A 12,860-nucleotide genomic window follows, 5' to 3' on the forward strand; every position below is an offset into this window, starting at 1 on the left:
TTTCTGCCTGAGTTCCGGTTTGGCTGAGTTCCGGTCTGCCTGCCTCTCGGGGGAGGGGTGCCGTTACGCCTGCGTCTCGGAGGCGGCGTAGCGGCGGCGGACCCACATCACGCTCTTCACCGCGAAGAAGGTGACGCCGATGCCCAGCGCGATGAGCAGGAGGATCTTCGGACCGTTCTCGCCGATGGCGGCGGCCGCCTCGCCGAACAGGTAGCCGGCCCCGGCGAAGCTCCAGGCCCAGATGCCGGCGGCGATGAAGTTCCAGAACAGGAATTTTCGCCAGGGCATGCGGGATGTGCCGACGGCGACCGAGGCGATGTTGCGCACCCCGTAGAGGAAGCGGAAGGCCAGGATGAAGCCGACGCCGTAGGTTTCCAGCCAATACAGCACGCGGGACGCGCGGGCCTCCGCGGCCGGGAAGCGGGCCAGCGCCTTGGCGCCCCATTTGCGGCCGATCCAGAAATAGCACTGGTCGCCCATGAAACTGCCGATCCAGACGGCGGCCACCAGCCAGTAAAGGTTGATGATCCCCAGGTGCGCGCCCATCCCGCCGAAAATCACGAAGGTCTCGCCTTCGAAAAAGGCCCATATGAAGGCCAGGGGATAGAAGGCATCGCCCCAATCCTGGAGCCAGGTCATCCAGTCCAAAGCACCCTCCCCGCGGGTCGTTCCTTTCGGCCCGGACCGCCGGCGGCGCGCCACGGAAACGCAGGCGCGGCCGTTGGTCAGGCTACGGACACATCATTGCACATACGTGCGTGTCTTGTCGCGCCATCATTCCCGAATCGGGGGGAGGAACCCGTACAAAGTTGGGGTACGAAACGATCTATTGCCGCGGGATTATTTTGTTTCCGGACACGTATTCTGTGAATCGGTCAGTGTTCGTGACTTGGTCAGCCATCCTCGCCAGACAATTCGCCGACCGCCTGCCGGGCGGCGCGCAGCAGCAGGGGATTCGGTTCGGACGGGCCGTCCTCCCCCTCTTCCTCCTCCCACGCTCCCGGAGCGGCGCGGCGCTTCAGTTCGCGCGCGGCTTCGATCAGCAGATGGGCCAGCTTGTGGTCGGGCAGGGCCTGCGCCAGCGCCCGCAACTCCGCGTTGGTCAGGGCCGCCGGGTCGAAGTCGGCGCGCGGGGCCATCGGGACGGGCGGCGGCGGGACGAGCGCGAGGGTCATGGGCGCCGGGGCCGACGGTGACGGCACGTCCTCCCGCACCACGTCGACGGCCACCGGCGCCGCCACGGTGGTGGCGCGGGACCGGCGCGCCGGTTTGCGCGCCCGCTCCGTCTCGGGCAGGCTGTCGAACAGGAGAGGTTGCGTGCTCATCCGGTCACCCGCGATCCGTTCACCGCTAGTTTGCGAAGTGTTCTCTTTTCATTCTAGAGAATGAAGGCCGGAAGTCGAGGGGAAACTTTTCGGGCACCCTCTTCAAACGCCTCTTCAGACCCCTCTTCAAACGCCGCGTCAGGCGATCGCGTCCAGGAACCGCTCGGGGCGCAGGATGCGGGTGCGGCCCACCTGGCGCACCGACAGAAGCTGCCGGTCCACCGTCACCAGCCAGTCGGCGTCGGCGGCCAGCGCCACCGCCAGGAACATGTCGTCGTCAGGGTCGCGGCACAGCCGCTCCACCGGGGCGGGCTCGACCCGCCGGGCCTCCGCGGCGAAGGCGTCCAGGAAGGCGGCGCGTTCCGCCGCCGGGCGGTAGCGCTCGAAGTCCGGGCGCATCAGCACCTCCCGCAGCTCCGCCAGCGTGGCGTCGGAGACGACGGCGGTCCCCCGCGCCCGCACCGCCGCGACGCTGTCGCGGATGGCCAGGCTGCGGCGGGGCACCTCGGCGCCGAGCAGGGCGCAGCCGACGAGGATGTTGGTGTCCAGAACGACCCGGAAGTGCCGTGCGGCGTGCGGGAGGCTGGCGGTCATGCGGCCGTCGGGTCCATGGCCGCTCAGCCCTTGCGGGTCAGCAGCAGCGCGGTCAGGTCGTCGTCGATCGGGCCGATGGCGCGCAGGCGCTCCAGCAACCCGTCCAGGAAGCGGGCGCCGTCCGCCTCCTCCAATCGCTCGGTGACCAGGGCGGCGAGGCCCGGCTCGTCCAGGACGTCGCCGCCGACCGGGATTTCGATGGCGCCGTCCGAATAGAGGAACAGGCGCCCGCCGGGGGGCAGGGGGAGGGAGCGCTCCTCGTACTCCGCCGAGGCGAGCAGGCCGAGCGGCAGGCCGGCGCTGTCGCCCAGCAGCGGTTCGGCATCGCCCGGCCCCCAGACCATCGGGCGCGTCGATCCGGCCGAGGCGTAGACGAAGCGGTTCTCCGCCGGCTCGACCACCCCGGCCAGCATGGTGGCGAACTGCCCGTTGGGAAGCAGCGCGCACAGCCGCCGGTTGACGATGGACAGGAACTCGGCCGGGGTCAGGCCGGACATGTCCATCTGCTGGCAGATCGCGTGCAGGCGGAAGGTGTTCAGCGCCGCCCCCACGCCGTGCCCGGAGAAATCGACCATGTAGAGCATGGTCCGGCCCTGTCCCTGGTCCTGCCCCTGGCCCGGCTCGGCGGCGTCGTGCCGCAGGTCCCAGAAGTCGCCGCCCAGCTCCGACGAGGGGGCGAAATGGGCGGCGATGCCCACCCCCGCCGCGGCCTCCACCTCGGCCAGCCGCTCCGGCGAGGGCATCAGCCGCTCCTGCATCTTGCGGGCGAGCGACAGCTCGCTCTCCGTCCGCTCGTGAAAGCGTTGCAGGTCATGGAGCAACGCACGGTTCTGCAGGTGGATGCGGACGCGGGCCAGCAGCTCGACCGCGTTGATCGGCTTGGTGACGTAATCGGTGGCCCCGGCGGCGAAAGCCTTGGCGCGGTCCTCCGCCCGGTTCAGGCTGGACTGCACGAGGACCGGCAGGTCCTTCCAAACGGGAAGCGCGCGCAGGCGCCGGCACATCTCGAACCCGTCCAGGTTCGGCATCATCAGGTCGAGCAGGATCAGGTCGGGCCGGAAGCTGTCCAGCCGGGCCAGCGCGTCGTTGCCGTCCTCCGCCATCTCGATGCGGGTGACACCGCCGCGTTCCAGCAGCGCCTGGAGCAGGTGGCGGTTCACGCGGTTGTCGTCCACCACCAGGACGCGGGCCGTGTCCAGCCCCGGAACCTCCGGCAGGTTGTTCATCGCGCCCCCCCGCGGCCGATCCAGACCAGGGTGTGGTCGTCGAGCGGCACGTCGCCCTGGGCGGCGGCGAGCGCGGCGGTCACCGCCGCGAAGGCGGCGTCGCCGCCGCCGGCCAGGGCGTCCGGGACGGCGGCGCTCCGCAGCAGGGCGGCGAAGCCGCCGCTGCGCCCGTTCAGGGTCTCCAGAACGGCGGTCGAGTGCAGGACCAACGCCGAGTCCGGCGGGAAGGGCAGGCTGCGCTCCTCGTAGCGGGTGCCGGCGGCGACGCCCACCGGCGGACCGGCCCCCTCGCCGAAAACCAGCGCGGCGTTGCCGGGCGGCACCAGGACCGGCGGAGCCGCCGCCGCGGCGGCGTAGGTGAAGCGCTCCGCCGCGCGGTCCACCACGCCGTAGATCACCGTGGCGTGCTGGCCAAGCTCCAGCAGGCAGACGGCCCGCTCGTTCAGCTCGCTCAGGAAGGCGCCGGGCCGCTCGCCGAGCTGGGGCGCCAACTCGTGGATCAGCGTGTGCATGCGGAAGGCGTTCAGCGCCGCCGACACGCCGCGCCCGGCCATGTCCAGCAGGAACAGCCCGAACCGCCCGCCGGCCAGCGGCAGCACCCCCCAGAGGTCGCCGCCCAGATCGGAGGACAGCGCCGTGTGCGAGCGCAGCGTCACCCCCGCGCCGTCCATCAGCGCGGCGCACAGCGACGGGGAGGGCAGGAGATGGTCGTACATGGAGCGGGCCATCGCCAACTCCCCCTCGACCCGCGCCCGGTAGGTCTGCAGGTCGCGGATCAGCACCCGGTTCTGCAGGTGGATGCGCACGCGGGCGACCAGCTCCGTCCGGTCCAGCGGCTTGGAGATCAGGTCGGTCGTGCCGGCGGCGAAGGCGCGGTTGCGGTCGTCGCTGGACGACAGGGCGGTCTGCACCAGCACCGGCAGGTCGGCGTAGGCGTGGTCGGCGCGCAGGCGGCGGCACACCTCGAACCCGTCCATCCCCGGCATCATGATGTCGAGGATCAACAGGTCCGGCGCCTCGGCGGCGATCTGGGCCAGCGCGTCGAAGCCGTCCTTGGCGTAGACGACGTTCTGGAAGCCGGCTTCGCCGAGCAGAGCGCCGATCAGCGTGCGGTTGAAGTCGGTGTCGTCCACCACCAGGATGCGGCAGGCGGCGATGGCGTCGTCCATCAGAGGGGGAACCTCATGCGGATGCGCCGCCCCCCGTCGAGAAGCTGAAGCTCTTCCACGATGGCGGCGATCAGGTCCAGCCCGCGGCCCGAGGCGCCGTAGTCGATGCGCTCCGGCCGGGCGAAGCCGGTTCCCTCGTCGGCGACCTCGACCACCGCGCACGCGCTCTCCAGCCAGGCGGCGACCTCGATCCGGCGCTCGGCGAAGGCGGGGTCGGCCATGCGCGCCGCCAGATCGTGGGAGAAGCGCTCCAGCGCCTCCACACTCAGCCCCTTCATGCCTTCGACCTGGAGGTTGCCGTGGACCACCGCGTTGCTGATCGCTTCGTGCAGCGCCAGCTCCATGTCGTCGCGCTGGGCCTCCGGCATCGGGTGCAGGGCGGCCAGCCCGTTCAGGATGCGGCCCGCCAGATGCAGGCGGTTGGCGGTCACCGTCGTCACGCAGGCGAACAGGTCGGCGCGGGCGGCGCGCTGCGCGGCCTCGACGATCCGGGCGTCGGACAGGCCGGCGACCTCGATCCAGGCGCCGAAGGGCGGCTGCCAGAATTCCGGCGCCTCGACGGCGCCGGCGTCGCCCACCAGAAGCAGAACGGAGGCGCCGAACGCCTCCCCCGCCGGGGAGCCGGGCCGCCGGGGCGGAAGCCGAAGCGCCGCCGACAGACGGTCCAGCCGGTCGGCCGGCACGCCCAGGCCTTGCAGGGCGGCGACGCGGGTGGGGGAGGGGACCAAAGGGGTCAGTCCTCGATCGTCACGATCTTGTTGAGCTGGGCCACGGTCAGCACGCGCTTGACCTGCCCGGCGGCGGAGCGCAGGACGAGCTGCTTGTCCGCGTTCGCCATCTCCTCCCGCGCGATCAGCAGCATGCCGATTCCCGCCGAATCGACGAATTCCAGCGTGGAGAGGTCGAGCACCTGACGTCTGGCCTTGTTCTGCAGCATCTCCCGGATCAGGGCCCGCAGCTTGGCGTGGTCGTTGAAGGTCAGGCGACCGCGCAACCGAACCAGGGTCTCCTGCTCCTTGTCCTCAATTCCGTAGTCCATCGGTCCGGTGTTCCTGAAGGGTGTTCCTGAAGGGGCATTGGGGCGGGTGGTCTTGTGCGGACCATGCCAGAATGGAGCAAGAGAGGCCGGGGATTCCAGAGAATCCCTTGGCCTCAGAAAAGTTCGATGTCGCCGCCGGAACTGTCGTCCTGGCCGGCATCGACGTCAAGGACGCCATGCTCGTCCAGCGCCGTCCCTTCCAGCAGCAGACGGCGCACGAAGCGCTGGCGCATCTCGCTCAGCTTGAAGCGGCCCAGCAGTTCGTCGAGCCATTCCTGCGGAACCTGCGGCCCCAAGGAAGCGGGCATTTCGACGCGGGTGCGGTTTTCCAGCTCGTTCAGCCCCTCAGCCATGATGGCGAGGCTGTCGTTGATGGCCTCCAGCCGCTGCTTGGTCAGGTCCTGGAACTGCATCCCGGTGACCATGCGGCTGATGGTGGCGGACATGTCCGACGACACGGTCGCCGCCGTTTCCAGCACCGCCTGGAAGTGGTTGGTCTGGTCGACCAGGCTGTCCATGGTCTTGTCCACCCGCTCCTTGGCGAGCATCTGCGGGGACATGTCGGTGTCGGCGATCTGGCGCAGGATGTCGTGGCCGTTGCGCACGCCCTTGACCACCGCGGTGACCTTGGAACGCATGCGGTCGGCCAGCGCCCCGGTGTTGCGGGAGAGGTGGCGCACCTCCTGGGCGACCACGGCGAAGGTGCGCCCGGCCTCGCCGGCGCGGCTCGCCTCGATGGTGGCGTTCAGCGCCAGGAAGTTGGTCTGGCGGTTGATGGCGTCGATGTCGCCGATCGACTTCTCCAGCTCCGCCACGTCCTTCTGCACGTCGTCGAGCAGGTAGACCATGCTCATGGCGTGGCGCGACAGCATGACGATGTTGGAGATCATGTCCGCGATCATCTGCTGCATGCCGGTGACCAGCTGGTCCATCGGCACCCGTTCGCCGTCGATGGAGACGGAGCCGGCCATGCCGACGATCTGCTCCACCCGCTCCGACTGCTGCATGGCCTTCTCGGCCAGCTCGCGGAAGCGGGAGGACAGGTCAAGCGTGGCGTCCTCGACCGTGGACGAAGTGCGGGTCAGCTCGTTCTGCACCGCCTCCAGCGTGCGGCGCTGGATGTCGGCGTAGCCCATCCAGGTCGCCAGAAGCTCGCCGGTCACCGGGATCTTCGGGCCGATCTCGGGCAGGCCGTTCACCGGGGCGTCGCCGTCGGGCAGGTCCGGCGCCTGCGGTTCCGGTCGGGCGTCCAGGTGGGTGGCGCGGCCGTAGAAAGACATGGTGCTGCTCCTCAGTTCGCGCGCGTGCGGTGATCGCCGATGGCGTCGAACGCGCGCAGCATCTCGGCCGGTATCTGCGCCAGCGGCAGTTCGACGGCGACCGCCCCGGCGTCCCGGGCGGCGCGCGGCATGCCGTAGACGACGCAGCTCGATTCCTGTTCGCCGATGGTATAGGCCCCCGCGTCGCGCATCGCCAGCATGCCCGACGCCCCGTCGCGGCCCATGCCGGACAGGATCACCCCCACCGCGTTCGCCCCCGCCGCCTTGGCGACGGAGGAGAACAGCACGTCCACCGACGGGCGGTGGCCGCTGACCGCCGGCCCGTCCTGGATGTGGCAGGAATAGCCCTGGGCGTCGCGGATGATCACCAGATGCCGGTCGCCGGGGGCGATGTAGACCTTGCCCTGGACCAGAGGGGCGCCCTGGGTGGCGACCTCCACCGACGGCGGCGAGATGCGGTCGAGCCGGGCGGCGAAGCTGGGGACGTAGCTGGGACCCATGTGCTGGGTGATGACGATGGGCGGGCAGTCGGCGGGCATGACGGCCAGCACGTCGCGGATGCGCTCCACCCCGCCGGTCGAGGCGCCGATGGCGATGAAGCGGGTGCCCGATCCGGCGCGGCGCGGCGTCTGGAGGGGGGAGGTCGCGGGCTTGGGCCGCCGCATCGACAGGCGGGCGGTGGCGGCGATGCGGATCTTGCCGACCAGCTCGTGGGCCATCGCCTCGAAGCCGTGACCGTCCGAGCCGTCGGGCTTGGCGACGCAGTCCACCGCGCCGATCTCCAGCGCGCGGATCGTCGCCTCCGACCCCTCCTGGGTCAGGGAGGAGACCATGACGACCGGCGTCGGGCGCAGCGTCATGATCTTTTCCAGGAAGGACAGCCCGTCCATCCGCGGCATCTCGACGTCCAGCGTGACGACGTCCGGATTGGTGCGCTTGATGACGTCGCGCGCCTCGTAGGGGTCGCGGGCGACGCCGACCACCTCGATGCCGGGCTCGTCCGAGATGACGGCCTTCAGCATCTCCCGCATCAGGCTGCTGTCGTCGACGATCACGACGCGGATGGAGCGTGTCATGGCTCAGTCCTCCCCGAACAGTTCCACGTCGCCCTCGATCGGCTGGTGCCGCAGGCTGGAGCGGAAATGCAGTTCCTGGTTCGCCGTCTCCGACAGGGCCTCCGGCCGCAGCATCTTGCGCATGGCCCGGCCGGTGTGGGGAAAATAGTGGATGCGCCGGGCCGAGGCGCCGCCGAGATCCTGGCCCATCAGCTTCAGCCCCTCCCGCCGGACATAGTCGAGCGCGAAGGCGGCGTTGCGCTGGCCGACGTCGAAGCTGGAATCGATGACGCGGGCGCCGCCGAACAGCTTCACCTCCAGCCGCCCACGCTGGGCGCCGCGGGCCAGCAGGTCGTTGATCAGCCGCTCCATGGCGACCGAGCCGTAGCGCGCGGCCGCCCCGGTGCCGGCGTCCTCGGACTCCGGCACCTCGGGCAGCAGGAAATGGTTCATGCCGCCGATCGCCGTCGCCGGGTCGTGGACGCAGGCGGCCACGCAGGAGCCCAGAGTCGTCACCATCATCACGTCCGAGCGGTCGCTGACCAGATGATGGCCGAGGAAGACCTTCATCGTGTGGGCGCGGAACTGCGGGTGGAAGTAGCCGCCGGTCTGCCGGGCCTCCGCCGCGCGGCGGCTTGCGAATGCGGTCATGCGTCACAGCCTCCGGTAGATGGTGGGGCCGGTCTGGCGGAAGCGGTCCGACACGCCGTACAGGCTTTCCGAGTGGCCGAGGAACAGGTAGCCGCCGGGCTCCAGCATCCGGGCGAAGTTGCCGATGACCTGGGTCCGCCCGACGCGGTCGAAATAGATCAGCACGTTGCGGCAGAAGATCGCGTCGAACGGCCCCTTCATGGGCCAGTGCTCCAGCAGGTTCAGCGGCTTGAAGGTGATCAGCCGCTTCAGCTCCTCCTCCATCGCCACCATCGGCTCGCCGTCCTCGCGCTGGCGCCGGGTGAAGCGGTCGCGCAGGGGGGCCGGGATGCTGGCCGCCAGTTCGGCGGGATAGACGCCGCGCCGGGCGGTGTCGACCATGTGGGTGTCGATGTCGGTTGCCAGGATCTTCGCGTCCCAGCGCCGCAGCTCCGGCCCGAAGCTGGAGGCCAGGACCATGGCGATGGTGTAGGGCTCCTGCCCGGAGGAGCAGCCCGCCGACCAGACGCGCAGCCGCGGGTGGGAGGACTCCCCGGCGTGGCGGGCGCGCATCTCCGGCACCGCGGTCTTCGCCAGGAAGTCGAAATGGTGCGATTCGCGGAAGAAGCTGGTCAGGTTGGTGGTCAGGGCGTTGACCAGGAAGCCGACCTCGTTCGCCCCCTCCTCGCTCTCCAGCAGGGCGCAGTAGGTGTCGAAGTCCGGCAGGCGCAGGTCGCGCAGCCGCCGGGCGAGGCGGGAATAGACCATCTCGATCTTGTGCGGGGCCAGCGCGATCCCGGCGAGCTGGTAGAGCATGCGGGCGATGAAGTCGAAATGCCGCCGCTCGAACGGGAACTCCCGCCGGCCCGACGTCGCCGCGGGGACGGCGCGGTCAGCCGCATCGGAGTCCGGAGCCGGGCTGGGGGCCGCGGTCATGCCGCCCGCCCGCGGGCCTGGGCCCGCGCTTCGCCGGCGAGTTTGTCCAGCAGGCCGAGCACGATGCCCGACAGCCGGTCGAGATCGGCCAGGGCCTGCGCCTCGGCCGCGTCGTCTCCCTGCTCATGGGCGCGCAGGGCGCGCTTGCCGGCCTCGTGGAAGCGGGCGTGCGGCTCGGCGATCCGGTCGAAGGACGGGCAGGAGCGCACGGCGGCATCCGTCACCGTGTCGTACCACTTGCCCAGGCGGCAGCCGTGATGGTCGGCCAGCCGGTCCGCGCTGGCCTCGCCGTGGCCCTGGACGGTCTTCAGCACGGTGTCGCGGAAGGTCACATGGTCGATCTTGGTGTTCTCGATCAACTGGATGTGGCGGGCCAGCTCGGACGCGCCACGGGTCCGGCCGGCGTCCAGCGAGAAGAAGGCCATCTGCTGGCGCAGCTGCCCGGCCTGCTCCTCCAGCGAGCGGGCGGCGGCGGTGCTTTCCTCGACCAGCGCGGCGTTCTTCTGGGTCATCTCGTCCATCTGGGCGACGGCGGTGTTGACCTCGTCCAGGCCGGACGCCTGCTCGGCGGTGGCGCGGGCGATCTCCGACACGAGGTCGGCGACCCGCGCGATGCCCGCCACGATGTCGGTCAGCGACGACCCGGCGGAGCGGACCAGCTCCACCCCGTCCTTGACCTGCGCCCCGCTGTCGAGGATCAGCGTCTTGATCTCCTTGGACGCCTGGGCGGAGCGCTGGGCGAGGTTGCGCACCTCCTGCGCCACCACGGCGAAGCCGCGGCCCGCGTCGCCGGCCCGCGCCGCCTCGACCGCCGCGTTCAGCGCCAGCAGGTTGGTCTGGAAGGCGATCTCGTCGATCACCCCGATGATGTCGGAAATCTTCTGCGACGAGCGCTCGATCCCGCGCATCGCCTCCACGGCGCTGGCGGCGACCTGACCGCCCTTCTCGGCGGCGCGGCGGGCGTCGTTGGCGAAGGCGTTGACCTGCTGGGCGTTGTCGGCGTTGGAGCGGACGGTGGCCGCCAGCTCCTCCATGCTCGCCGCCGTCTCCTCCAGCGAGGAGGCCTGCTGCTCGGTGCGCTCGGACAGGTCGAGGCTGCCGTCGGCGATCTCGCGGCTGGCCGCGGCGATGGATTCGGCGGCGCCGTTGATGCGGCGGACGATCTCCGACAGCTTTTCCGCCGTGCCGTTGAAGTCGTCCTTCAGGCGCAGGAACACGCCCTCGTACGGCTTGTCGATGCGCCGCGACAGGTCGCCTTGGGACAGCGATTCCAGCATGGCGGCCAGATCCTCGGTCACGCCGGAGACGTTGGCGGCCAGCCGGTTCATGCCCTCGCTGACCAGCCGGAAGAAGCCGGTCTTGCCGTCCAGCGCGATCCTTTGGCTGAAGTCGCCGCGCACGGCGCTGTCGACCATGCCGGCGATCTCCGCCTCGATGGACAGTTCCGCCGTCAGGTCGCGCCATTCGACGACGAGGCCCAGCTTTTCGCCATGGCGCCCGGCGACCGGGCAGGCGGTGATTTCGAAGCTGCGGCGGCCCGCCTTGACCATGCCCTTGTAGGGGCTGGCGAGGCCGCTCAGGCTGGAGCGCAGGCGCGGGGCCTCGGTGTCGAGCGCGTCGAGAGTCGTCCCGATCAGCCCGGCGGCGTCGAAGGCGGGCAGGGCCTTGCGCAGGTCGCCCTCGGCGGCCTTGAACATCGTGAGCGCGGCGGCGTTGCAATCGGTGACGGTCCCGTCCTCGCCCACCGTCATGATGCAGGACGACACGCGGTCGAGCGCGATCCCCGCCCGCACGGCGGTCACCGCGTCCTCCTTGAAGGCGGCGACGGCGCGGGCCATCGCGCCCAACTCGTCGCGCCCGTCGGTGTGGGGGACGGTGACCGACAGATGGCCGTCGCTGAGGTCCGTCATCACCTTGCGGATGCCCTGGACCGGGCCGGTGATCGAGCGGGCGATGACCTGCGCGGCGCCGATGCCCAGCAGCAGCGACAGGCCGCCCAGCACCAGGGCCAGCAGGACGCTGTTCTCCACCTCGGTTTCGGCCCTGGTCTCGATCGCCTTCTGCTCGGCGTGGATGGCGGTGGCGATGGAGTCCAGCGTCGCGGTCAGGGCGGTGACGATCTTGGCGACGATCTCGGCGCGCAGCCGGTCGATCTCCTTGTCGGCGGCGACGGCGTCGCGGAAGGCGGTGCGGTAGCCGGGGGCCCGTTCCGACACCTCGCGCAGCAGCGCGGCGAGGCGGGGCTCGGTCAACAGGGCCTGGGCCTCGCGCACATGCTCCAGCATCTCGTCCAGGTTCTTTTCCATCGGCGCCGCGGCGGTGGCGTCGCGCATGCCGAGCGCGCGGTTGGCGAAAAGGCGGCTCAGCACCCAGTGCTTCTCCATCTCCTCGCCGACCAGGGCGGCGTCCTTGTCGCCGGTGGCCTGGACGCCTTCGACGATGCGCTCCAGCGTCTCGGTGATCTGGGTGCCCAGCGGGTCCATGGTCTGGTGGATGGCCGCGTCGTAGCGGTCGCGGACGACGCGGATCGCCTCGAACTGGGTGTGGTACTCGGTGTGCAGCCGCGCCAGCTCGGCGAAGGCGGCCGCTTGGCTGGAGCGCTGGATGGCCGCGCCGTGGGCGGCCAGCGCCTGATCGAACTCGGTGCGCAGCGCGCGCTGGCGGTTGAGCGCGGCGGGGTCGCCGGAGACCAGATAGTCGCGCCCGTGGATGCGCTGGTTGGCGAGGCGGGCGGAGAGGTCCTTGGCGAAGGTGGCGATCTCGCCGCCGGTGAGCACCGCGTCAACGCTGCCGTTCAGGCTGCGGATGCTCAGCAGGCTGGCGGCGACCTGGGCGGCCAGCAGGGCGAGCAGGAGCGCGAAGGCCAGCCACAGCCGCTTCGAAATGCCCATCGCCCCAACGAACGAACCGACCCCTTTCGCCATGCCATCCCCCTTGCCCGCCGCGTCGTCCCGGCGTTAGCCCTTATTTGAAACAAACCCGTGTGAAAAGCCGCGACATGACGCACCCCCGTCGGCGCCTGTGTGGGCACCTCCGTGGGGCGATGTTCAGGACGCCCGTTCCAGCGCCGGCAGGGCCCTGGTCGCGGAGTCCAACTCGCTGTTCTCGACGGAGAACAGCTTCTCGACGCAGAGCAACGTGACCATGCGGTCGTCGGCGGTGTAGAGGCCGCTGAGATACTCGGCGCCGACCATGCCGCCGTCCACGTCGGGCGGCGGCTTGATGGCGTCGTGGCCGATCGTCAGGATGTCGGAGATGGCGTCGACCAGGATGCCGCGGGTGCGTTCCCCCACCTGGATCACCACCACAACGTGGCGCTTGGTGACCGCCGTCGCACCGCCGCCGAAGCGGGCGCGCAGGTCGAAGATGGGGATGATGATGCCGCGCAGGTTGATGACGCCGCGCACATAGTCCGGCAGGTTCGGCAGGCGGCTTTCCGGCGTCCAGCCGCGGATCTCGCGGACCGACAGGATGTTGACGCCGTATTCCTCGCTGCCGACGGTGAAGGTGACGTACTGCTCCTCGGCGGCGTTGACCGCCATGACGTCGGTGCGTGCGTCGGTGCGGGTACCGCCGACGGTGGCGAGCGCGGTGGAACTGCTCATC

Annotated in this window: 13 protein-coding genes; all 13 read right to left on the reverse strand. The window is 70.4% G+C overall.

All coding sequences use genetic code 11. The annotated features are described in order from the left end of the window. Positions 1 to 63 precede the first annotated feature (63 nt). Positions 64 to 639: a DedA family protein gene (locus ACWPN5_RS02570; RefSeq protein WP_145682402.1), complete on the reverse strand. Its 576-nt coding sequence runs from the start codon at positions 637 to 639 to the stop codon at positions 64 to 66. 254 nt (positions 640 to 893) lie between these two features. Next, entirely contained in the window at positions 894 to 1,325 is a 432-nt protein-coding gene (locus ACWPN5_RS02575; RefSeq protein WP_492294078.1) for a hypothetical protein, read from the reverse strand. A gap of 138 nt (positions 1,326 to 1,463) precedes the next feature. Continuing rightward, the gene (locus ACWPN5_RS02580) at positions 1,464 to 1,919 is read right to left on the reverse strand and encodes a putative toxin-antitoxin system toxin component, PIN family (RefSeq protein ID WP_145682400.1); all 456 of its coding nucleotides are present in this window, start codon (positions 1,917 to 1,919) and stop codon (positions 1,464 to 1,466) included. Positions 1,920 to 1,942: 23 nt separating this feature from the next. After that, positions 1,943 to 3,145 (reverse strand): PP2C family protein-serine/threonine phosphatase, encoded by a 1,203-nt coding sequence (locus tag ACWPN5_RS02585; RefSeq protein WP_492294080.1) that lies wholly within the window; start codon positions 3,143 to 3,145, stop codon positions 1,943 to 1,945. Beyond that, positions 3,142 to 4,314 (reverse strand): response regulator, encoded by a 1,173-nt coding sequence (locus tag ACWPN5_RS02590; RefSeq protein ID WP_492294082.1) that lies wholly within the window; start codon positions 4,312 to 4,314, stop codon positions 3,142 to 3,144. Before ACWPN5_RS02590 ends, ACWPN5_RS02585 begins: the two co-directional genes overlap by 4 nt. Beyond that, positions 4,314 to 5,042 (reverse strand): ATP-binding protein, encoded by a 729-nt coding sequence (locus ACWPN5_RS02595; protein WP_186466033.1) that lies wholly within the window; start codon positions 5,040 to 5,042, stop codon positions 4,314 to 4,316. Before ACWPN5_RS02595 ends, ACWPN5_RS02590 begins: the two co-directional genes overlap by 1 nt. A gap of 5 nt (positions 5,043 to 5,047) precedes the next feature. Continuing rightward, positions 5,048 to 5,353, reverse strand: a complete 306-nt coding sequence (locus tag ACWPN5_RS02600; RefSeq protein ID WP_114858414.1) for an STAS domain-containing protein — start codon at positions 5,351 to 5,353, stop codon at positions 5,048 to 5,050. A 113-nt stretch (positions 5,354 to 5,466) separates the two neighbouring features. Beyond that, entirely contained in the window at positions 5,467 to 6,633 is a 1,167-nt protein-coding gene (locus ACWPN5_RS02605) for a methyl-accepting chemotaxis protein (RefSeq protein ID WP_200479115.1), read from the reverse strand. Between the two features lie 11 nt (positions 6,634 to 6,644). Beyond that, on the reverse strand, positions 6,645 to 7,709 hold the full coding sequence (locus ACWPN5_RS02610) for a protein-glutamate methylesterase/protein-glutamine glutaminase (protein WP_145682395.1): 1,065 nt from the start codon (positions 7,707 to 7,709) through the stop codon (positions 6,645 to 6,647). Between the two features lie 3 nt (positions 7,710 to 7,712). Then, the gene (locus ACWPN5_RS02615; RefSeq protein WP_145677269.1) at positions 7,713 to 8,339 is read right to left on the reverse strand and encodes a chemotaxis protein; all 627 of its coding nucleotides are present in this window, start codon (positions 8,337 to 8,339) and stop codon (positions 7,713 to 7,715) included. 3 nt (positions 8,340 to 8,342) lie between these two features. Beyond that, on the reverse strand, positions 8,343 to 9,254 hold the full coding sequence (locus ACWPN5_RS02620; protein ID WP_145682394.1) for a CheR family methyltransferase: 912 nt from the start codon (positions 9,252 to 9,254) through the stop codon (positions 8,343 to 8,345). Beyond that, complete coding sequence (locus ACWPN5_RS02625) at positions 9,251 to 12,178, reverse strand: methyl-accepting chemotaxis protein (protein ID WP_492294086.1); 2,928 nt, start codon at positions 12,176 to 12,178, stop codon at positions 9,251 to 9,253. The genes ACWPN5_RS02620 and ACWPN5_RS02625 overlap by 4 nt, the downstream gene beginning before the upstream one ends. Before the next feature lie 123 nt (positions 12,179 to 12,301). Beyond that, positions 12,302 to 12,859 (reverse strand): chemotaxis protein CheW, encoded by a 558-nt coding sequence (locus ACWPN5_RS02630; RefSeq protein WP_145682393.1) that lies wholly within the window; start codon positions 12,857 to 12,859, stop codon positions 12,302 to 12,304. Position 12,860 lies beyond the last annotated feature (1 nt).

It is taken from the genome of Azospirillum sp. UENF 211521, from assembly GCF_058780535.1.

Coding starts and splice junctions, on each gene's coding strand:
- ACWPN5_RS02570 (WP_145682402.1), bottom strand. CDS start 639: ATGACCTGGCTCCAGGATTGGGGCGATGCCTTCTATCCCCTGGCCTTC.
- ACWPN5_RS02575 (WP_492294078.1), bottom strand. CDS start 1,325: ATGAGCACGCAACCTCTCCTGTTCGACAGCCTGCCCGAGACGGAGCGG.
- ACWPN5_RS02580 (WP_145682400.1), bottom strand. CDS start 1,919: ATGACCGCCAGCCTCCCGCACGCCGCACGGCACTTCCGGGTCGTTCTG.
- ACWPN5_RS02585 (WP_492294080.1), bottom strand. CDS start 3,145: ATGAACAACCTGCCGGAGGTTCCGGGGCTGGACACGGCCCGCGTCCTG.
- ACWPN5_RS02590 (WP_492294082.1), bottom strand. CDS start 4,314: ATGGACGACGCCATCGCCGCCTGCCGCATCCTGGTGGTGGACGACACC.
- ACWPN5_RS02600 (WP_114858414.1), bottom strand. CDS start 5,353: ATGGACTACGGAATTGAGGACAAGGAGCAGGAGACCCTGGTTCGGTTG.
- ACWPN5_RS02605 (WP_200479115.1), bottom strand. CDS start 6,633: ATGTCTTTCTACGGCCGCGCCACCCACCTGGACGCCCGACCGGAACCG.
- ACWPN5_RS02610 (WP_145682395.1), bottom strand. CDS start 7,709: ATGACACGCTCCATCCGCGTCGTGATCGTCGACGACAGCAGCCTGATG.
- ACWPN5_RS02615 (WP_145677269.1), bottom strand. CDS start 8,339: ATGACCGCATTCGCAAGCCGCCGCGCGGCGGAGGCCCGGCAGACCGGC.
- ACWPN5_RS02620 (WP_145682394.1), bottom strand. CDS start 9,254: ATGACCGCGGCCCCCAGCCCGGCTCCGGACTCCGATGCGGCTGACCGC.
- ACWPN5_RS02625 (WP_492294086.1), bottom strand. CDS start 12,178: ATGGCGAAAGGGGTCGGTTCGTTCGTTGGGGCGATGGGCATTTCGAAG.
- ACWPN5_RS02630 (WP_145682393.1), bottom strand. CDS start 12,859: ATGAGCAGTTCCACCGCGCTCGCCACCGTCGGCGGTACCCGCACCGAC.